The organism is Hoeflea prorocentri, from assembly GCF_027944115.1.
In the GTDB taxonomy this organism is placed as follows: Bacteria; Pseudomonadota; Alphaproteobacteria; order Rhizobiales; family Rhizobiaceae; genus Hoeflea_A; species Hoeflea_A prorocentri.
In genome coordinates this window covers 4,233,649-4,253,292 of sequence record NZ_JAPJZI010000001.1, presented here as the reverse complement: position 1 = coordinate 4,253,292, position 19,644 = coordinate 4,233,649, and the positions used below count along the sequence as shown (strand labels likewise).

General features: G+C 60.1%; 19 protein-coding genes. 16 read left to right on the top strand and 3 right to left on the bottom strand.

Annotated features, from left to right (window positions below; genetic code table 11):
• Positions 1 to 68: 68 nt before the first annotated feature.
• Positions 69 to 854 carry an alpha/beta hydrolase gene (locus tag OQ273_RS20035; protein ID WP_267992695.1) on the bottom strand — a complete coding sequence of 262 codons (786 nt, stop codon included), beginning with the start codon at positions 852 to 854 and terminating at the stop codon, positions 69 to 71.
• A gap of 234 nt (positions 855 to 1,088) precedes the next feature.
• Between OQ273_RS20035 and infC the strand changes: the two genes are divergently transcribed.
• From infC to OQ273_RS19995, 8 genes are all read left to right on the top strand, one after another.
• Positions 1,089 to 1,625 (top strand): translation initiation factor IF-3, encoded by a 537-nt coding sequence (gene infC / locus OQ273_RS20030; RefSeq protein WP_267993162.1) that lies wholly within the window; start codon positions 1,089 to 1,091, stop codon positions 1,623 to 1,625.
• Positions 1,626 to 1,892: 267 nt separating this feature from the next.
• On the top strand, positions 1,893 to 2,093 hold the full coding sequence (rpmI, locus tag OQ273_RS20025) for a 50S ribosomal protein L35 (protein WP_220228947.1): 201 nt from the start codon (positions 1,893 to 1,895) through the stop codon (positions 2,091 to 2,093).
• 31 nt (positions 2,094 to 2,124) lie between these two features.
• Complete coding sequence (gene rplT, locus OQ273_RS20020; RefSeq protein ID WP_267992694.1) at positions 2,125 to 2,526, top strand: 50S ribosomal protein L20; 402 nt, start codon at positions 2,125 to 2,127, stop codon at positions 2,524 to 2,526.
• 123 nt (positions 2,527 to 2,649) lie between these two features.
• Positions 2,650 to 3,732, top strand: a complete 1,083-nt coding sequence (gene pheS / locus OQ273_RS20015) for a phenylalanine--tRNA ligase subunit alpha (RefSeq protein ID WP_267993161.1) — start codon at positions 2,650 to 2,652, stop codon at positions 3,730 to 3,732.
• Positions 3,733 to 3,795: 63 nt separating this feature from the next.
• On the top strand, positions 3,796 to 6,210 hold the full coding sequence (gene pheT / locus OQ273_RS20010; RefSeq protein WP_267992693.1) for a phenylalanine--tRNA ligase subunit beta: 2,415 nt from the start codon (positions 3,796 to 3,798) through the stop codon (positions 6,208 to 6,210).
• A 63-nt stretch (positions 6,211 to 6,273) separates the two neighbouring features.
• Positions 6,274 to 7,659: a nicotinate phosphoribosyltransferase gene (locus OQ273_RS20005; RefSeq protein WP_267992692.1), complete on the top strand. Its 1,386-nt coding sequence runs from the start codon at positions 6,274 to 6,276 to the stop codon at positions 7,657 to 7,659.
• Positions 7,660 to 7,666: 7 nt separating this feature from the next.
• Positions 7,667 to 8,662: a Gfo/Idh/MocA family protein gene (locus OQ273_RS20000; protein ID WP_267993160.1), complete on the top strand. Its 996-nt coding sequence runs from the start codon at positions 7,667 to 7,669 to the stop codon at positions 8,660 to 8,662.
• Between the two features lie 80 nt (positions 8,663 to 8,742).
• Positions 8,743 to 9,345, top strand: coding sequence for a nucleotidyltransferase family protein (locus tag OQ273_RS19995; protein WP_267992691.1), 603 nt, complete (start codon positions 8,743 to 8,745; stop codon positions 9,343 to 9,345).
• A 1-nt stretch (position 9,346) separates the two neighbouring features.
• On the opposite strand, the gene OQ273_RS19990 is transcribed toward OQ273_RS19995, so the two are convergent.
• Entirely contained in the window at positions 9,347 to 9,724 is a 378-nt protein-coding gene (locus tag OQ273_RS19990) for a GtrA family protein (protein ID WP_267992690.1), read from the bottom strand.
• 266 nt (positions 9,725 to 9,990) lie between these two features.
• Between OQ273_RS19990 and OQ273_RS19985 the strand changes: the two genes are divergently transcribed.
• The 8 genes from OQ273_RS19985 (at position 9,991) to OQ273_RS19950 (ending at position 18,441) form a co-directional block, all read left to right on the top strand.
• Positions 9,991 to 11,805, top strand: a complete 1,815-nt coding sequence (locus tag OQ273_RS19985; protein WP_267992689.1) for a hypothetical protein — start codon at positions 9,991 to 9,993, stop codon at positions 11,803 to 11,805.
• A gap of 84 nt (positions 11,806 to 11,889) precedes the next feature.
• Complete coding sequence (gene mepA, locus OQ273_RS19980) at positions 11,890 to 12,936, top strand: penicillin-insensitive murein endopeptidase (RefSeq protein ID WP_267992688.1); 1,047 nt, start codon at positions 11,890 to 11,892, stop codon at positions 12,934 to 12,936.
• Positions 12,937 to 13,117: 181 nt separating this feature from the next.
• Positions 13,118 to 14,143 (top strand): glucokinase, encoded by a 1,026-nt coding sequence (locus OQ273_RS19975; protein WP_267992687.1) that lies wholly within the window; start codon positions 13,118 to 13,120, stop codon positions 14,141 to 14,143.
• 108 nt (positions 14,144 to 14,251) lie between these two features.
• The gene (locus OQ273_RS19970; protein WP_267993159.1) at positions 14,252 to 16,036 is read left to right on the top strand and encodes an ABC transporter ATP-binding protein; all 1,785 of its coding nucleotides are present in this window, start codon (positions 14,252 to 14,254) and stop codon (positions 16,034 to 16,036) included.
• Between the two features lies 1 nt (position 16,037).
• Positions 16,038 to 16,847, top strand: a complete 810-nt coding sequence (gene dapB, locus OQ273_RS19965) for a 4-hydroxy-tetrahydrodipicolinate reductase (protein ID WP_425493431.1) — start codon at positions 16,038 to 16,040, stop codon at positions 16,845 to 16,847.
• A gap of 62 nt (positions 16,848 to 16,909) precedes the next feature.
• The gene (locus tag OQ273_RS19960; protein WP_267992685.1) at positions 16,910 to 17,545 is read left to right on the top strand and encodes a 2,3-bisphosphoglycerate-dependent phosphoglycerate mutase; all 636 of its coding nucleotides are present in this window, start codon (positions 16,910 to 16,912) and stop codon (positions 17,543 to 17,545) included.
• Positions 17,546 to 18,025, top strand: coding sequence for a GNAT family N-acetyltransferase (locus OQ273_RS19955; protein ID WP_267992684.1), 480 nt, complete (start codon positions 17,546 to 17,548; stop codon positions 18,023 to 18,025).
• Positions 18,026 to 18,105: 80 nt separating this feature from the next.
• Complete coding sequence (locus OQ273_RS19950; protein WP_267992683.1) at positions 18,106 to 18,441, top strand: hypothetical protein; 336 nt, start codon at positions 18,106 to 18,108, stop codon at positions 18,439 to 18,441.
• A gap of 31 nt (positions 18,442 to 18,472) precedes the next feature.
• Here OQ273_RS19950 and hemW read toward each other — a convergent pair whose 3' ends face one another.
• Positions 18,473 to 19,630, bottom strand: a complete 1,158-nt coding sequence (hemW, locus tag OQ273_RS19945; protein ID WP_267992682.1) for a radical SAM family heme chaperone HemW — start codon at positions 19,628 to 19,630, stop codon at positions 18,473 to 18,475.
• Between the last annotated feature and the right edge of the window lie 14 nt (positions 19,631 to 19,644).

The following is a 19,644-nucleotide window of genomic DNA, read 5'->3' as shown; positions in this document are numbered from 1 at the left end:
AGTCAACAAACAAACCGCTCAAGTTCTGTTTATGGTTACCGAGACAGTGGACGAGTGTTGCACTTCGGTCATGCTTCGATCATCTGCGCGGCCGCATTCAGCAGGAGAGTGATATCCTGCGGCCGCGAGAGACGATGATCGCCGTCCCGCACCAGTGTCAGCACCACATCGTCGGCGGGCAGATGTTCCACCAGCCTCAAGGCATGACTGTAGGGTACGTCCGGGTCTTCCATTCCCTGCAGGATGTGCACGGGGCATCCGGTTTCGATCATGCCATCCAGCACCAGATTGTCCCGGCCGTCTTCAAAAAGCGCCTGTGTGAAAACGTTTGGGTCCGGCCCATAGGGCGTCTCCTCTTCATAATAGCCCTGTTCCTGAAGGTCTTTTCGTTGGGCATCCGTCAGCAGCGGTTCATGCAGCACGGCAGTAAAATCGGGCGCGGGCGCCAGCAGCAGAAGGCCGTGGAGGCGGCCTTTCAGCCCGGATTTCTGTAATTCCTGCACCATCCGAAGGGCGATCCATCCCCCCATGGACGATCCGACCAGAACCTGCGGCCCGCTGGTGAACCGGTCGAAGACCGCAAGGCTTTCCTCAAGCCAGCGGGAGATGGTGCCGCGCCGGAAGTCGCCGCCGGATTCCCCGTGTCCCGAGTAATCGAAACGGGTGCATTCAAGGCCTTTTTCGCCCGCGAAACGGTCGAGCTCAACAGCTTTGGTGCCAGCCATGTCGGACCTGTACCCGCCGAGCCATACCAGGCCGGGTTTGCCGCTCACGGTGCCGCCACGGTGCCGCACGGCGATGGTCCGTTCATTCTCGCCGGCGCCCACGTCCAATTGCTCTGCTGGTTGCGTCATTGCACCTTCCTGTTTGTATCGCCCGAATGTCGCCGCGATTTGCGTGCGGCGAACGGATCGTAAACCAAAAGCACGGGCCATGGCGGCGTGGAAAGCCCTCGGCGGGTGATTTTTTTCACAAGTCATGCTATTGACTTGATTGCGGCGATGGTGACATTGCCGCCCCTGTCTGCTTGCGCCGTGTGCAATGCAGGCATTTTAGTAAGATACGAAACAGCCAAGGAGACTACGGCCATTCGCAGACCATTCAGAGCGCCACCGCCGACCAATACCGGACCGCGCGCCAACCAAGACATCCGGGCTCCCCAGGTGCAGCTTATCGACGATGAGGGGAACAATCGCGGCGACGTTTCTATAGAAGAAGCGCTCGAGGTCGCGCAGAACGCGGGACTTGATCTCGTGGAAATCTCCCCCAACGCCAATCCTCCGGTTTGCAAGGTTCTCGACCTTGGAAAACTGAAATACCAGACTCAGAAGAAAGCCGCCGAGGCCCGCAAGAAACAAAAGACCGTTGAGGTCAAGGAAATAAAGATGCGGCCGAACATCGACACCCACGATTATGAGGTGAAGATGAAGGCGATGAACCGCTTTTTTGACAGCGGCGACAAGGTCAAGGTGACGTTGCGTTTCCGTGGACGCGAGATGGCCCACCAGCAGCTCGGCATGCAGTTGCTCCAGAAGGTCAAGGAAGACACGGTCGAAATAGCCAAGGTCGAAGCCGAGCCCAAATTGGAAGGCCGGCAGATGATGATGGTGCTGGCGCCGAAATAACCCACAGCAGTTTGAACGCCGCCGGCGCGAGATGAGGGCTCGAAACCGCTTGCGCTGGCGTTCATTGGCCGCTATAAGGCCGCGTCCGAACCGTCCGGCAGGGCATGCCGTGGCGGTTTTGAATGCAACAATGTCCCCGATCGAAAATCCGTCCCGGCCCGAAAGGGCTTCAACGCGGTTTTTGTCGGTCCGGTCCGAAAGGGCGGGACGTCATGCGGGGCAAACAACAAATAGGCCGCTTGTCCGGTCTGAAAACGGAGTAGCAAAATGCCCAAGATGAAGACGAAATCGTCTTGCAAGAAGCGGTTCAAGATTACCGCTTCGGGCAAGGTCAAATCCGCCGCCGCAGGCAAACGCCACGGCATGATCAAAAGATCCAACAAGTTCATTCGCGACGCACGCGGCACGATGGTTCTGTCCGAACCGGATGCACGCATCGTGAAGAAATTTATGCCGAACAGCCTTTAAGGGCCGGGCGTTAGATCAAGGAGCTTAGATCATGGCACGCGTAAAACGGGGTACGACCTCCCACGCAAAACACAAAAAGGTTCTGTCGCAGGCAAAGGGCTATTACGGCCGCCGCAAGAACACGATCCGCACCGCGAAGGCGGCCGTCGATCGCGCCAAGCAATATGCCTATCGCGACCGCAAGGTCCGCAAGCGCAATTTCCGCGCTCTGTGGATTCAGCGCATCAATGCAGCCGTGCGCGAGCATGGCCTGACCTATGGTCGTTTCATCGACGGTCTCAACAAGGCCGGCATCGAGGTCGACCGCAAGGTTCTGTCCGATATGGCGATCAACCAGCCCGAGGCTTTCGGTGCGCTGGTGGAGAGCGCCAAGGCGTCGCTCGCCTATCTTAAAGACACCACACCCAATGCTTTTGAAGGCGCTGTCCGCTAAGCCAGCGCTTTCCCAGGCACGACATCATGAATTTGGGAAACCCGCGCTGGCTGGACCGGCGCGGGTTTTTTTACGGAGCAGCAAAAGATGCTGAAAGACAACGGGACGACGGAAACAACGACCATGGCTGATCTGGAAGAACTCGAACAGGCCATTCTCGCCGAGATCACCGCGTCTGAGGACGAGCAGGCAATCGAGGCGGTCCGCGTGGCGGCGCTCGGCAAGAAAGGCAGTGTTTCCGAAAAGCTGAAGACGCTCGGAAAGATGAGCGCAGACGAGCGCAAGGTCATGGGTCCGGCAATCAACGGTCTGAAGAGCCGTATCGCCGACGCAATTGCCGAACGCAAATCGGCCCTGCACGATCTTGCCATCGAGGCGCGCCTGGCGAATGAAACGGTCGACGTGACCCTGCCGGTTCGCCGTTCGCCTGCCGAAGTCGGGCGCATCCACCCGATTTCCCAGGTGGTGGACGAGATCACCGCGATTTTCGCCGATATGGGTTTCTCCATCGCCGAGGGTCCGGATATCGAGACGGACTATTACAACTTCACCGCCCTGAACTTCCCGGAAGGCCATCCGGCAAGGGAAATGCACGACACCTTCTTTTTGAATGCGGGCGAGGATGGTGCGCGCAAACTGCTGCGCACCCACACATCCCCGGTACAGATTCATACGATGGAGAAGCATAAACCACCGGTCCGGATCGTCATCCCCGGCAAGACCTATCGCTGTGACAGCGACGCGACTCACTCGCCGATGTTCCATCAGCTTGAGGGGCTTGTGGTCGACCAGAGCGCAAATGTCGCCAATCTGAAATGGGTGCTGCAGGAATTCTGCAAGGCATTCTTCGAGGTGCCGCACATCAACATGCGCTTCCGGCCCTCATATTTCCCCTTCACCGAGCCGAGTCTGGAGCTTGATATCCAGTGTGACCGGTCCGGCAATGAAGTCCGGTTCGGGGAAGGCGAAGACTGGATGGAAATCCTCGGTTGCGGCATGGTCAATCCGAACGTGCTGCGCAATGTCGGGCTCGATCCCGATGTCTATCAGGGTTTTGCCTGGGGCATCGGCATAGACCGGCTCGCCATGCTCAAATACGGCATGCCTGATCTGCGCGCCTTCTTCGACGCCGATGTGCGCTGGCTGAACCATTACGGTTTCCGCCCGCTCGATATGCCGACCCTGTTTTCAGGTCTGACGCCCTGAAGCGGGCGGCAGGCAACCCATTAGACCGCTGCGTGCGGACCCATCTGGACGACGGATAGACCGATGAAATTTACGCTTTCCTGGCTGAAGGACCACCTTGAGACCGAAGCCACGCTCGAAGAAATCGTCGATGCGCTCAACATGATTGGGCTCGAGGTCGAGGAGGTTGATGACAAGGCCGGCCTCAAGCCCTTTGTGATTGCCAAGGTGCTGACGGCCGAGCAGCATCCCGATGCCGACCGCCTGCGCGTCCTCAGTGTGGATACCGGCAGCGGCGAACCGGTGCAGGTCGTATGTGGCGCGCCCAATGCACGCGCCGGCCTGATCGGAGCATTCGCAGCGCCCGGAACCTATGTGCCGGGCATCGATCTGACATTGTCGGTCGGCAAGATCCGCGGTGTCGAAAGCCATGGCATGATGTGCTCTGAACGCGAATTGCAGATGTCGGACGAGCATGACGGCATAATCGACCTTGAAGGCGAGTTGGAGATCGGCAGCAGCTTTGCCGCCCATGCCGGGCTTGACGATCCGGTGATCGAAATCGGCCTGACGCCCAACCGGCCCGATTGCACGGGCGTGCGCGGCATAGCCCGTGATCTTGCAGCCTACGGCCTCGGCACATTGAAGGACGCCCGGACCCCGCCTGCGGGCGGCAATGGCCCGTGCCCGGTCAATGTGTCTCTGGAATTTGGCGACACGCAGCCTTTGTGTCTCGGTTTTGCGTTGCGCATGGTGCGCGGCGTCCAGAACGGCCCGAGCCCGCAATGGATGCAGCAACGCCTGACCGCAATCGGTCTTCGGCCGATCAACGCGTTGGTCGACATCACCAACTATGTCACCTTCGACCGGGGACGGCCGCTGCACGTCTTCGATGCGGGCAAGGTGCACGGCGATCTTGTCGTCCGTCGTGGCCGCCAGGGCGAGAGCGTGCTGGCGCTCGATGAGCGCGAATATGACGTCAACGAGGACATCTGCGTCATCGCCGACGACAAGGGTGTTGAATCGATCGCCGGCATCATGGGCGGCGAGCACTCGGGCTGCGATGAGAGCACGACAGATGTGCTCATCGAATCGGCCCTGTGGGATCCGCAGAATATCGCCCGCACCGGGCGCGACCTCGGCATCATCACCGATGCGCGCTACCGTTTTGAGCGTGGCGTGGACCCCGCCTACATGGCCGAGGGCATGGAGCTGGCAACCAAGCTGGTCCTGGACCTGTGCGGCGGCGATCCGACTCAGCCCATCATCAGCGGCTACGAGGAACCGAAGCCGAAAACAGTGACATTCCCGCTTGCGGAAATCCGGCGGTTGACCGGCATCGACGTTCCGCGCGATGACGCCATCGGCATCTTGAAGCGCCTCGGTTTTGAACCGCATGGTGACGGTGAGACGGTGGACGTTGTCGTACCCACGTGGCGCCCGGATATCGACGGCAAGGCCGATCTGGTCGAGGAGGTCATGCGCATCCATGGCGTCAACCGCATCGACCCGCAACCTCTGCCGCGTGAAGCCCATATCGGTGAACGTATCCTGACGACGCTTCAAATCCGCACGCGCACGGCGCGGCGGGCCCTTGCGGCACGCGGCATGAAAGAGGCGGTCAACTGGTCATTTATCCCGGGCGATCTTGCCGAATTGTTCGGTGGCGGCGGTGAAACGCTCAAGCTGGCAAATCCGATTGCCGCCAACATGTCCGACATGCGCCCGTCGCTCCTGCCTGGCCTTCTGGCCGCTGTCCAGCGCAACGCGGACCGGGGGCATGGCGATCTGGCGCTGTTCGAAGTCTCCGACGTCTATGAGGGTGACACCTATGCCAGCCAGCATCGCATGGCCGCCGGCGTGCGACGCGGCAATGCGCGGCTCGAGGGCAGCGGTCGCCATTGGGCCGGTGCCGCCGAAGCTGTGGGTGTCTTTGATGCCAAGGCGGATGCGCTGGCCGCGCTTGAAGCCTGTGGCGCGCCAGTCGAGCGGGCACAGATCGAGGCAGGCGGTCCGCACTGGTATCACCCGGGACGCAGCGGAACCATCAAACTCGGTCCGAAGGTTATTCTCGGAACCTTCGGGGAGTTCCACCCCAAGGCGCTCGATCGGATCGGCGTATCGGGGCCGGTATGCGGTTTTGAGGTCAGAATTGATGTCATCCCCGAGCCGAAACGCAAGGCGACCAGGACAAAAACGCCGCTTGAGGTGTCGCACTTCCAGGCGCTCAAGCGCGATTTTGCTTTTGTTGTCGACGAAAGTGTCGCCGCGATCGATATCACCCGGTCTGTCGCCGCTGCTGACAAGAAACTAATTGCCGATGTCAGCGTCTTCGATCTGTTTGAAGGCCCGTCGCTGGGCGAGGGCAAGAAGTCGGTTGCCGTTGAGGTCGATATCCAGCCGGATGAACGCACTCTGACAGATGCCGATCTGGAAGCGCTGGCCGAGCGCATCATCGAAAATGTCGGCAAAAAAACCGGTGGCGTTCTGCGCGCATAGTGTATGCTTTGCCGGCTCGGTTATGCTTAAGTTGAGCATAACGGACCGGTCGAGGGCGAAATCATGAACATGATCCTGAATACGGACAGTTACAAATATTCCCATTTCGCCCAGTATCCGCCGGAAACCGCGGCGATTTCGGCCTATATCGAGAGCCGCCCCGGAGGACGTCACGACCATGTGCTGTTCTTCGGCCTGCAGATGTTTTTGAAGGAATACCTGACGCGCCGTATCTCCATGCAGGATGTGGACGACGCGGATGAACTGGTCACGGCGCACGGCCTGCCCTTCAACCGCGAGGGATGGGAGCTTCTGGTAAACCGCCATGGCGGCAGCTTTCCATTGTTGATCGAAGCGTTGCCCGAGGGCTCCATCGCACCAGTCGGAACGCCCCTTGTTCAGATCAGGAACACGGATCCTGATTTTTTCTGGCTGCCGACCTTCATCGAAACGGCACTCCTGCGTGCCGTCTGGTATCCGGCAACCGTTGCGACCGTCTCTCATTACGTGCGGCGTATCATCACCACGGCGCTTGAGCGCTCCTGTGACGATTACGGTGATGTTCTTCCTTTCCGCCTGCATGATTTCGGAGCGCGCGGCGCCACGTCGCTTGAGCAGGCGGGCATTGGCGGTGTTGCGCATCTCGTCAGCTTTATGGGAACGGACACCGTGTCTGGCCTTGTCTACGCACGCAGATATTACGGCGAGGAAATGGCGGGTTTTTCTATTCCCGCCGCCGAACACTCGACCATGACAGCCTGGGGCGAGGAACGCGAGGCGGAAGCCTACGGCAATATGATCGAAGCCTTCGGCGGCGAGGGAAAGATGGTCGCTGTCGTGTCAGATTCCTACGATCTTTATCGCGCCGTTTCGGAAATCTGGGGCAAGGAACTGCGCTCCAAGGTCGAACAGATGGGCGGCACGCTGGTTGTAAGGCCGGATTCGGGCGATCCGCAGGTCGTGCCGGTCGACACGGTTGACATGCTGGGCTCGATTTTCGGACATTCCGTCAACAACAAGGGCTACAAGGTCCTGAACCCGGCTGTTCGCGTCATCCAGGGCGATGGCGTGACGCCGGAGACGATCAGGATCATCCTTGACCGGCTGATGGAACGCGGCTGGTCGGCCGAGAATATAGCCTTCGGCATGGGCGCCGGACTGCTGCAGAAGGTTAACCGCGACACGTTGCGCTTCGCCATGAAGGCCAATGCCAGGCAGGATACCTCCGGCAAATGGACCGGCATCCACAAGGATCCGAAGACCGATCCGGGCAAGGCCTCGAAACCCTTCCGACAGGCGGTCATCTGTGAGAACGGCGACTTTGCCGCCGTCCCCCTGAAGGATCTGGGTGACCGGGAGAACCTGATGCAGCCGGTCTGGGAAGACGGGCAACTGCTGAAGGACTGGAAATTTTCAGAAATTCGCGAAAGAGCAGCTAAAGGAGCCTGATATGGCCTTGTTTCGTTGGGGCGTTTTGTCGACAGCCAATATTGCCCGCACTCAATTGCTTCCGGCTATGCAGGATGCCCGAAACGGGGTTGTCACGGCCATTGCCAGCCGCGATCTGGCGCGTGCCCGCGAGGTGGCGGACCGTTTCGGCGCACCGCACGCCTACGGGTCCTACGAGGAACTCCTCGCCTCGCCTGAGGTCGACGGTGTCTATATCCCGCTGCCGACCAGCCAGCATATCGAGTGGAGCCTCAAGGCGGCCAAGGCAGGCAAACATGTGCTTTGCGAAAAGCCGATCGCGCTCAACGCCGGTGAAATTGACGGTCTCATAGTAGAGCGCGACCGCTCCGGCCTGCTGATCAGCGAAGCATTCATGGTCTACTATCATCCGCAGTGGGCTAAGGTGCGCGAACTCGTTGCCGAGGGTGCGATCGGAACGTTGCGGCATGTCAGCGGCGTCTTCACCTATTTCAATCGCGATCCGGGAAACATGCGCAACATATTGGAACTGGGCGGCGGTGCCTTGCCGGATATCGGTGTCTACCCGACCGTTGCAACACGCATGGTGACAGGCGCGGAACCATCGCGTGTGCGCGCCGTGGTCGAACGCGATCCGGCATTCGGAACCGACATCTACGCCCACGTAACGGCCGATTTCGGAGCATTCACTCTCAACTTCTACTGTGCGACCCAAATGGCGCTGCGCCAGGAGATGGTGTTTCACGGCGACGAGGGCGCCATCGTGGTGTCCGCGCCGTTTAACGCTGGCGACTATGGCCACCCCGTCGTCACCCTGCATGACCAGTCGCACGCGGTGTCCGGGACCTTCCGCTTCGGCGGCGAGCGTCAGTATCGCACCATGCTGGAGGCCTTTGGCGACGTGGCGCAGGGCGCCGGCGGTGAGCTGTTTTCCCTTGAAAGTTCGAAGGCCAACCAGGAAATGATCGACGCGGTTTACCGCGCCGCCGAACATGACGGCTGGGAGCCCGTTCAAGGCGGTTGAATTCGCGTCGGCCGGCCCGCATCATCGCAAAGCGCCGGTCCGCGATTCGGGTCGGTGACGACTGAGCCGGGGAGCTGACCGTGAACCATCTTCGCTACGCCGGATTAACGTTTGAAGAGCAGCGGGACATCCTTTTCGATATCGTCCGTTCGCAGCCGGTTGTCTACGATCCGCTCGTAACGGCACGCGCCTTTGGTTTGCCGCAATGGCGCATGGTCGCGGGCATTATCTACAACACGGTCTGGAATGTTCTGACCGAAAGGCCGCCGGGCAACGGCATCCGCGACGTCGATCTGTTCTACTTCGATGATGGTGACCTGTCATGGGATGCCGAGGACCAGGTGATCAAGCGCGGAGAAGGTGTTTTTGCGGCTTCCGAAATCCCCGTCGAAATCCGCAATCAGGCGCGTGTTCACCTTTGGTATCCGGAAAAATTCGGTCAGGAGGTTTCGCCGCTGACGTGCACCGATGAATCGCTCAAACGGTTTTCTTCCGAAACCCATGCCGTCGGTCTGCGTTTGGAAAACGACGGAACGCTCGATCTGTGCGCTCCATTCGGGCTCGACCACATTTTTTCGTTCAGGGTCATTCCCAACCGTGTCCTTCTGAACGAGCCGGGTTATTCGGCCAAGGCAAAAAGAGCGCTTGAGGTCTGGCCCGAACTGTCCGTCGAGCCCTGGTAGATTATCGCCCGAACACCAGCTTCGCGTAGCCTGTATAGGAAAACACCGTTGCAACCGCCGAGCCGATGGTCAGCGCGAAGACGGGCCGCAATTCCGGCACGAACACAAGAAGTCCCGTATAAACCAGATAGTTCAAAAGGCTCGTCGCTATGCCGACGCTGCTGTAGCGAATGCCCTCGACAGCGGCGTGGCGCGTGCTCTTGCCGAACGTGAAATTGCGGTTGAGCAGCCAGGCCACCTGCAAGGCAGCCGCTATCGCGATCAGTCGTGCCGTGAACGGGTCCAGCGCAGTCCAGCGTAACAGTCCCATCAGCAGCCCGGCATCCGTCGCAAAGGCAATTCCGCCGACAACGACGAAACTCAGCAGTCGTTTTTTCATGCAGCGATTGTTTTCCTTGCCTTGCCGCCGGACCGGCGCTGATTATTCACGGCGCTCGGTCTGCCGCCACGCCGTCCGGTGACCCATATACAGCATCCTTTTCCATTCTGCACGGCCTACGCAAACGGAATCCAAAATATCCTATCGGCCGGTCAGGGCCGGCGGATAGTGGCGCAGGATCAGGCCTTTACCTTTTCTTCGGAAGGTTGGGGCTAGGCTGTGTCCGTTGGAATTGCCGCCCTGGGTGGCTGCCTGGAGTTAAGATTTTGCCGAATTCGAATGCTGCTCACACGCAGGCGGACGAACACCGTGATCGTGCGGCCCTGGCTTTGCCGGTGGCAGCGGCCTCGGCTGCAACGGCTGCTTTTCTCTCGGTGATGCATATCTATTTCGGCACGGACTATGTCGGTGCCGACAATGACGACGTGATGCGTCTCGTCCAGGTCCGGGACCTGATGGCGGGGCAGGGCTGGTTCGACCTGACCCAGTACCGGCTTGGGCTCGAGGGCGGCACGCCGATGCACTGGTCGCGGCTCATCGATGTGCCGCTTGCCAATCTCATCGGGTTCTTTTCCCTGTTTACAGACATTCGAACAGCCGAGGCCGCAGCGCTGTTTGTCTGGCCTTTGGCGCTTCTCGTCCCGCTTTTCCTGGCAGCCGCCATTGCCGGCCGAAATTTCGGCGACCGTGGGGGAATGGTTGTCGCGCTGGTCCTTTCGGCTTTCTTTGTTGTCGCCCACAACCGTTTCCAGCCCGGCTCCATTGACCATCACAACGTCCAGCTCATACTCATCATGCTCATGGTGGCGGGGCTCACCGAGCCGAAGCTCAGCCGCCTGTGGTGCTCCGTCGCCGGTTCTGCTGGCGCCCTTGCCATTGTCGTCGGGGCAGAAACCGTTCCCATTGTTGCCGCCGGCTGTTGTGCAATTGCCGTGTTGTGGGCCTGGGTCGGCCGCCCGGCGCGTCGCGGTGCGCGCGCCTTCGGCATGGCATTTGCCGCAACGCTTGCGGTTTGTTTTTATCTTCTGACGCCGCCCGCAGCCTATGCACGCATTGCATGCGACGCGTTCTCCGGCGGGTCCTATTTGCTTGGCACGGCGGGCGGTGTTGTGCTGTTCCTGCTTGCGGCGCGCTGGAGCGATCGCAGCAGACGCTTCCGGTTGACATCTCTTCTGGTTGTCGGCCTGGGCCTGGGTGCAGCGGTCGTGGCGATTGCGCCGTCCTGCCTCCAGGAGCCCTATGCGGGACTTGACCCGCTGTTGCGTTCGCTTTGGCTGGATCGCGTGAGCGAGGCCCGATCGGTCGTCAGCCAGGGGCGGATCAGCCCTGAAAGCCTTGGTGCCTTCTACGCGGTCCCCCTCATCGCGCTGGCGTTATGCGCCTGGCAGGTCGCGCGGGGAGCAGAAATCGTCCGGTATCTCGTTCTGTTCACGATCCTCACTGTCGCCTATGCGCTTTCGCTCCATCAGGTGCGCGGTGCGGTCTTTGCCAATCTGATCGCCATTGTCCCGCTTTCCGCATTGATCGCTCAAAAGAGCCCCAGCGCGCGCCGCAACAAAAGTCTGGGTATGGCGGCGGTGCAGTATCTGGCTCTGATGCTCGTTTCCTTGCAGCTTTTCTGGGCCTTTGCTGGAACAGCGGCTTTCGGCGGGATTGATGCGGTTACCACCTATTCCGCAGACCGGGGGCAGCACCATGCGGCCTGCAATTCTTCCGGGAACCTGGCAGTCCTCGCAGCAGAACCCGCCGGTGTTGTATCCGCCGGCACCGGCCTTGGGTCGGCGATCTTGCGTTTCACATCGCACCGTGTGCTTTCAGCGCCATATCACCGGAACCAGGGCGGGATTCTGACCCAATACCAGATCGCCATGGGAAGCGAAGGCGACGCAGAAGCTTTTCTGCGCGGTGCCGGCGTAACGCTTGTAGCGTTTTGTGCCGGCGACCCGGAGACCCGGGAGATCGTCAGGACCTACCCTGACGGTCTTTACGCCAATCTGGCCGCCGGCAACGTGCCATCGTTCCTCCAGCCGGCAAGGCCGGGTCCGCAAGGCCCGCTCAAAGTGTTTCGTGTCCTTCGATGAGGTCATACTGCGCGGTGGATAGTGATTGTCCGGGTTTTGCCATATGATGAGACAGAATGATTTGGTCCGGGTGAGGCCTTTGCCATGATCGCAAGAAGATTTCCGATTAAATTTCTGGCTGCCCTTTGCGGCGTGTTGGCGCTGGCCTTTCCGACCCTTGCCGCCGACGGCACGCCGGCCAAGCAGCTTTTCGGCCGCAAGAAACTGCCCTCGGCGATGCCGGCGGAAGTTCATGGCTTCTATTCCAAAGGCTGCTTCTCCGGTGGCATAGCCATCGCGACAGACGGGCCTTACTGGCAGGCCATGCGGCTGTCGCGCAATCGGCGCTGGGGTCACCCGCAACTGATTGCCACAATCGATAAACTGTCTCGCGACGCCGCCGAAAAGGATGGCTGGCCGGGTCTTCTCGTCGGAGATCTGTCGCAACCGCGCGGCGGACCGATGCTGACCGGCCATGCCTCCCATCAGATCGGCCTTGACGCCGATATCTGGCTGACACCGATGCCAAACCGGCGTTTCAGCGCTCAGGAGCGTGAATCAACCAGTGCCATTTCGGTGCTGAAGGCAAAATCGGTGGTGGTTGATCCGGCGGTCTGGACAGACGCGCATGGCAGGCTGATCATGCGCGCCGCCAGCTATCCGGAAGTCCAAAGGGTGCTGGTTCACCCCGGCATAAAGAAGAGACTGTGCGAAACCTATAAGGGCGACCGTTCGAACCTCAACAAGATCAGGCCCTATTACGGCCATCACTATCACATGCATATAAGGCTGCGGTGCCCGGACGGATCCGCCTCTTGCCGGGCCCAGAACGCGGTTCCTGCAAGCGCCGGATGCGGCAAGGAACTTGACTGGTGGTTCGATGTGGCGCTGAAGCCGAAGAAGCCCGCCAAGAAACCCAAAAAGACGGCAAAGCCGAAAAAACCGAAGAAGCCGAAGCACATTTTGCTGTCGGACCTGCCGACGGCGTGTGCGGTCGTGCTTAACTCGGCCGGTCCGGCGACCGAGACGGAAGTGACGTTCCAGGCTGTGTCGGGCGCCCGTACCGCGTTTGCGCCGGTCAAGCCGGTGCGTTCGCCCTTTTCATTGCCGGCGCTTGTGCCGGTGCCAAAGCCGCGGCCCTTCGTGCAATAGAACTGCAACATTTCCCGATTAAAGCGGTTTTGCGCTAAAATAAGCCCTTGCCGCTGCTTTCATTTGCGCTCGCAATTCCCTATAGGAAGAATTCAAATCGATTTAATGCGGCAGAAATAGCCTCCGGCGAGACGCTTCGGCGCGCACGCCGGAACGGCCAATTTCGGAGACGGACGGACCTATGCCTAATATCATGGACCAGGAAGCCATCGTTCATTTCCCGATCCTGATCGGCGATATCGGCGGAACCAATGCACGGTTTGCCATCCTGGTGGATGCATTTGCCCAGCCAAAGGAATTCCCGATTCTGGCGACGGCGGATTTCGGCTCGATCGAAGAAGCGATCCAGGTCTGTGTGCTCGACAAGACATCGGTGCAGCCGCGTGCGGCCATATTCGCGATAGCCGGCCCCGTCGACGGCGACGAAATCCAACTGACCAACTGTCCCTGGGTGGTGCGCCCAAAGCAGATGATGAAGGATTTTTTCCTGGATGACGTCATCGTTCTCAATGATTTCGAGGCGCAGGCCCTGGCCGCCGCCTCGCTGGACGAGCAGCATCGCCACGGTATCGGCGGCGGTGCGATCGAGGCCAATACGTCACGCGTTGTGCTGGGGCCCGGAACCGGTCTCGGCGTTGCCGGTCTGGTTTACTCCAATCACAACTGGATTCCGGTTCCCGGAGAAGGCGGGCATATCGATCTCGGTCCGCGCACCGATCGTGATTTTGCGATTTTCCCGCATCTGGAGGCGATCGGCGGTCGCATTTCAGCAGAGCAGATCCTGTGCGGCAGCGGCATGGTCAACCTCTATCGCGCCATCTGCAAGGCAGACGAGGTTAAGCCGGCCTATAGTGCGCCGCATGAGATAACCGGGGCCGGCCTTGACGGCAGCGATCCCTTAGCCGCCGAAACACTATCACTTTTTGCGACATTTCTCGGCCGGGTCGCCGGCGATCTCGCACTGGTGTTTATGGCGCGCGGCGGTGTGTTTTTGTCGGGCGGCATAGCCCAGAAGATCATCCCGGTGCTTGAAAAACCGGAATTTCGGGCGGCTTTCGAGGACAAGGCGCCGCACGAAGAGATGATGCGCTCTATCCCGACCTGCGTCATCACTCACCCACTGGCGGCTTTGTTCGGCCTCGCCTCATTCGCGCGCACACCGGTCCGTTTTGGCGTGGCGACGGAAGGGCGCCGCTGGAGGGCATAGGCAAACGGTCCCGAAGCGTATATAGAGCCGCTGTATCCAATCAATTCAGGGCATTTTCATTTGGCCGAATCTGACGAAACGCGGGTCGACACCTATACGATTATCGGCATGCTACGGCGTATTCTCTCTGAGAACGGCCGTGACTACATCGGCACCTATGCCTTTGCGATCACCTGCCTGGTCGCGATTTCCATGTCGACTGCCTTTCTTGCCTGGATATTGAAAGACATTGTCGACGAGGCCTTTGCCCGTCAGCGTGCGGACGTCATCTGGTGGATTACGGCCGGCATCTTTGCCGCATTCGTCGTGCGTGGAGCGGCAACATACGGCCAGGCGGTCGCGCTTGCACAAATCGGCAACAATATCGTGGCGCGCTACCAGCGCCGTCTTTTCTCACATCTGATGGAGCTGGGGGTCGGCTATCTCGGCGAAACCAGATCGGCGCAGCTGGCTGCACGGATCGGCCAGAACGCCAGCGGCATCCGCGATGTTCTCAATCTGACGGTTACGTCGCTTGCCAAGGACCTTTTGACCCTGGTCGCGCTGGTCGGTGTGATGTTCTATCAGGACTGGGTTCTTACGCTTGCCGTTTTCCTCGTCGGCCCGCCTGTGGTTGTGGCGCTGCGTTATATCTCCAAGCGCCTGCGTGCCGTCACCCGTGAGGCTGTGCTGGTCAACAGCCGCGTTTATGGCGTGATGCAGGAGACGATGCAGGGCATTGCCATCGTCAAGGCATTCACCATGGAAGATCAGTTGCGTCACAAGGTCGACTATCTCGTCTCCGATGCCGAGGCGAGGTCCAACCGTATCGTGCGGCTGACCGAACGCACCGGGCCACTGACGGATTCGCTGGCCGGCCTTGCCGTTGCCGGCATCCTTGCCTATGCCGCCAGCCAGACCATCAATTCGAACGAGTTGCCCGGCGCCCTTGTCTCCTTCATTGGCGCGCTTTTGTTCGCCTATGATCCTGCACGCCGGCTGGCCAAGTTGCAGGTCAATATGGAACGGGCCATTGTCAATGCGCGTATGATCTACGAAGTGCTCGACATCGTTCCGCATCAGCCGGACGCGCCGGGTGCCAAGGCGATCGAGATATCGGGCGGCGAGATCCGCTTCGAGCATGTCAGTTTTGGATACGCGGAAACTAGCCCCGTCCTCCATGATGTGAGTTTCGTTGCCGAAGCCGGCAAGACAACCGCACTGGTCGGCCCGTCCGGGGCCGGAAAGACGACCATCGTCAACCTGCTGCCGCGTTTTTACGATTTGCCGGAAGGCCGGATCCTCATTGACGGGCAGGATATCGGAAAGGTGACGAAACACTCCCTGCGTGCCGGTATCGCTTACGTCTCACAGCACCCTTATCTTTTCGAAGGTACGATACGCGACAACATTCGGTATGGCCGGCCCGATGCCAGCGACGCCGAGGTCGAGGAAGCGGCGCGGTTGGCCTTTGCACATGATTTCATTCTGGAGCAGCCCGAGGGATACGAGACGCCCATCGGCGAGGGCGGCTCGACGCTTTCAGGCGGGCAGCGCCAGCGATTGTCGATTGCCCGGGCGCTGATCCGCAATGCGCCGATCCTTCTTCTCGACGAGGCGACCTCAGCCCTTGATACCGAATCCGAGGTCCTGGTCCAGAAAGCTCTGGATGAGGCAATGTCGGGTCGTACGGTTCTGGTGATTGCCCACCGGCTCTCCACAATCGCACGCGCCGATCGGATCGTCGTCATGATGCGCGGCAAGGTAACAGAACAGGGCACCCACGCGGAGCTTGCCGCCATGGATGGCGGCATATACGCCAGGTTCCTCAAGCTTCAGGCGCTCGGTCTCGACGGGAGCGAAGATCTCGGGCTTGAAAGGAAACCCGCAGTCAGTGAGGTGGACAATGGCTGATATGAAACTGGCCGTCGTCGGAGCGGCCGGACGCATGGGCCAGGCGCTCATACAGGCAATCAGCGCGATCGAAGGAGCAACGCTCGCAGGCGCCGTTGAACGTGATGGATCAGATGCTATCGGTCGCGATGCCGGGGAGATGTCAGGTCTCGGCCGCAACGGTGTTCTCGTAACCGACGATCCGAAGGTGGCCTTTGCTTCCGCCGATGGCGTTCTGGACTTTACCGCGCCTGCCGTCTCGGTGCGCTTTGCCGAACTTGCCGCCAGCTCCGGCCTCGTCCACGTCATCGGAACCACCGGCTTTGAAAGCGCCCAGGAAGAGGCCGTTCGTACTGCCTCCGGCCGCACGGCAATCGTCAAATCAGGCAATATGAGCCTCGGCGTCAACCTTTTGAGCGTTCTGGTGAAACAGGCCGCGCGCGCGCTCGATGCGGCTGACTGGGATATCGAAGTGCTGGAGATGCACCACCGCCACAAGGTGGATGCGCCGTCCGGAACCGCCTACCTGTTCGGTGAGGCCGCAGCACAGGGCAGGGGTGTGGATCTTTCTGAAAGCAGCGTGCGCGTGCGGGACGGCCAGACCGGTCCGCGACCTGTGGGATCAATCGGGTTTGCCACGTTGCGCGGCGGCTCGGTTGTCGGAGAGCACTCGGTGGTGATGGCCGGCGAGGGTGAGGCGATTGAACTGACACATCGTGCGCTTGACCGGTCCATCTTCGCGCGCGGTGCCGTCAAGGCGGCCCTATGGGCGCGCGGCCGCCAGCCAGGCCTTTATTCCATGTTGGATGTCCTCGGGATTTCAGATCAATAGAACCTTTTGCCGGCAAGTAAGGCAAACGGAAAATACGCATTAGAATCAGAAAGGTAGCCATTATGTCCGGAACACTCGTTCTCGTACGGCACGGCCAAAGCGAATGGAACCTGAAGAACCTCTTCACCGGCTGGAAGAACCCGGGCCTGACGGAACAGGGTCTGAAGGAAGCCGAAGAGGGTGGTGAGGCGCTGCACGCCTATGGCATCCGCTTTGACATCGCGTTTACCTCCGTGCTGGTGCGGGCAGAGCGCACCTGCGACATCATTCTCGACAAGGTTGGCCAGCCGGACCTCGAGACCATCCATGATGAGGCGCTCAATGAGCGTGATTACGGCGATCTCGCCGGGCTCAACAAGGATGACGCACGAGAAAAATGGGGTGAAGAGCAGGTTCACATCTGGCGCCGCTCCTATGACGTGTCGCCGCCGGGCGGCGAGAGCCTCAAGGATACCGGCGCGCGCGTTTGGCCCTACTACATGATGGAGATTTTGCCGCGCGTGCTCGCCGGCCAGAAGGTTCTCGTGGCCGCCCATGGGAATTCGTTGCGCTCGCTGGTCATGGTGCTCGACCGTTTGACGCGAGACGAGGTCACGGGGCTCAATCTTGCGACCGGCGTTCCGATGGTCTACCGGCTCAACGCCGATTCCACCGTTGCATCCAAGGAAGTGCTCGGGGATATGTCCAAGGCCCATTGAATGGCGCCGATTGTCATCCGGAATGCCAAGGCGGAAGAGGCGGCGGCGCTGAGCGCCATTTGTGTGCGCTCCAAATCCCATTGGGGTTATGGCGAAGACTTTATGCGTCGCTGCAAGGACGCCCTGACCGTCGATCCGGGATGTATTGAAGCCGGCCACGTTCTCGCCGCCGAACTTGACGGTGAACTTGTCGGGATCGCAGCGATCGGCCCGGATGATGACGGTTTTGAAATCGATCAGTTTTTTATTGACCCCGAAGCCATGGGCATGGGCGTCGGTAAACGTCTTTTTACTGCGTTGCTGGCGCTTGCCGGCGAACACAAGATCGCAAGGCTGACCATTCTGTCCGATCCCAATGCAGTGGCGTTCTATCTCAAGATGGGAGCCCGAGAGATTGGCCGTGCCCCGTCCGATGCAATCCCGGGCCGCACTCTTCCATTGCTGGAGATAGACGTTCCGCCATCAAAAGCTTCAAATTGACTGTCAGACTGGCTAGTGTGGCAAAAGCCGACCGGGATCGGCCGATTCGTGCTCCCATCAAACCAGTTGCGAGGCCTATTGTGGACACCGCTATCCTACGCAGTTTTTTTCTGGCCGCTCTGGCATTGATCGCTTCCGGCTGTGTATCCGAGGTCGCAGATCAAACGGATGTGGCGGTGTCGTCCGGCGGTAGCAGCTATGCCGAGTGCCGCGCCGCGGCGGCGAGAAAATTCCCGCCGAAACTCGTTATCAATCAGGAGCCGGGTTACATTGGCGACCGCTGGGTGCCTTGCTCGGATGGCAGCGGCAGCCTCTGTCCGCCGGCCAGCGCGGCCTACTATGCCGATCAAGGCACCGCCTGGGACTACAATCGGACACCGCGGCAGCTCTATTTCCGTCGCTGCCTGGCCGGTTAGACCGGCTTACCTGCTGTTTGAAATGGCCTGATCAGGCGGCCAGATCCGCCACCACGGCATCAAGCACCATCATGCCGGCCGGCGTGCAGCGCAGCCGCGAGTTGCCGAGCCGCTCCAGAAGGCCATGCGATATCAAAAAGCCCTCCTTGTCCGGGTCGACGCTGCGGCCCGTCAGGCTGTGCCAGCGGGCAAGGTCCATGCCCTCGCGCAGCCTCAATCCCATGAGCATCAATTCGTCGGCCTGTGAGCCCGCATCAAGGTGCTCCTGGGTCTCCATACCGTGACCAAGCGTTTCCACCTGCTCAAGCCATCGCTCCGGCAGCCGATGGTTGATGGTTCCGGTTTTGTCAGTGGGTCCGCTCAGCCGGCCATGCGCTCCGGCGCCGAGCCCGACATAATCGTCATAGCGCCAATAGGTCAGGTTGTGCTGGCTCTCAGCGCCCGGCACCGCGTGATTGGAAACCTCATAGGCCGGAAGTCCCCGCGCTTCGGTCAGTTCCTGCGTTGCTTCGTAAAGATCGGCGCTCAACTCTCCGTCCGGTACGACCAGCTTGCCGCTGCGGTGGAGTTCGAAAAAGGGCGTGCCCTGCTCGATTGTCAGCTGGTAAAGGGACAGATGATCGGCCGCCAGGCCGATCGCCCGGTCCAGTTCCCCGGTCCATGCTTCAATGCTTTGACCGGGTCTTGCATAGATGAGATCGAATGAGAGCCGCGGAAAGGTCTCGCGTGCAAGGCCGATTGCCCGAAGCGCTTCCTCGGTATTGTGCAGACGGCCGAGAAATTTCAGATCCGTGTCATCAAGCGCCTGAACGCCCAGCGAGACGCGATTGACGCCCGCGGCCCGGTAACCGCGGAAGCGCTCAGCCTCCACGCTCGATGGGTTGGCCTCCAATGTTATTTCAATGTCGTCCGGCATGTGCCACGCATTGGCAATCGCCGACAGGATCGACCCGACCGTTTCCGCCGCCATCAGTGATGGCGTGCCACCACCGAAAAAGACGCTGGTGACGGTTCTGGGGCCTGTCATGGAGCGCATATGACGGATTTCACGCTCAAATCCGGCGACAAAACGGCCCTCGTCGACCGGCCTGTGCCGCACATGGCTGTTAAAGTCGCAATAGGGGCATTTGGCCGCGCAGAAGGGCCAATGTACGTAAACGCCAAATCCGGCATCTGCTTGATGACGCATAACCGTTTCCGCTT

Bases quoted from the DNA above. Each gene is read 5' to 3' on its own strand.
- OQ273_RS20035 (WP_267992695.1), bottom strand. From the start codon at position 854: ATGACGCAACCAGCAGAGCAATTGGACGTGGGCGCCGGCGAGAATGAA.
- rpmI (WP_220228947.1), top strand. From the start codon at position 1,893: ATGCCCAAGATGAAGACGAAATCGTCTTGCAAGAAGCGGTTCAAGATT.
- rplT (WP_267992694.1), top strand. From the start codon at position 2,125: ATGGCACGCGTAAAACGGGGTACGACCTCCCACGCAAAACACAAAAAG.
- pheS (WP_267993161.1), top strand. From the start codon at position 2,650: ATGGCTGATCTGGAAGAACTCGAACAGGCCATTCTCGCCGAGATCACC.
- pheT (WP_267992693.1), top strand. From the start codon at position 3,796: ATGAAATTTACGCTTTCCTGGCTGAAGGACCACCTTGAGACCGAAGCC.
- OQ273_RS20005 (WP_267992692.1), top strand. From the start codon at position 6,274: ATGAACATGATCCTGAATACGGACAGTTACAAATATTCCCATTTCGCC.
- OQ273_RS19990 (WP_267992690.1), bottom strand. From the start codon at position 9,724: ATGAAAAAACGACTGCTGAGTTTCGTCGTTGTCGGCGGAATTGCCTTT.
- mepA (WP_267992688.1), top strand. From the start codon at position 11,890: ATGATCGCAAGAAGATTTCCGATTAAATTTCTGGCTGCCCTTTGCGGC.
- OQ273_RS19975 (WP_267992687.1), top strand. From the start codon at position 13,118: ATGCCTAATATCATGGACCAGGAAGCCATCGTTCATTTCCCGATCCTG.
- OQ273_RS19970 (WP_267993159.1), top strand. From the start codon at position 14,252: ATGCTACGGCGTATTCTCTCTGAGAACGGCCGTGACTACATCGGCACC.
- dapB (WP_425493431.1), top strand. From the start codon at position 16,038: ATGAAACTGGCCGTCGTCGGAGCGGCCGGACGCATGGGCCAGGCGCTC.
- OQ273_RS19960 (WP_267992685.1), top strand. From the start codon at position 16,910: ATGTCCGGAACACTCGTTCTCGTACGGCACGGCCAAAGCGAATGGAAC.
- OQ273_RS19955 (WP_267992684.1), top strand. From the start codon at position 17,546: ATGGCGCCGATTGTCATCCGGAATGCCAAGGCGGAAGAGGCGGCGGCG.
- hemW (WP_267992682.1), bottom strand. From the start codon at position 19,630: ATGCGTCATCAAGCAGATGCCGGATTTGGCGTTTACGTACATTGGCCC.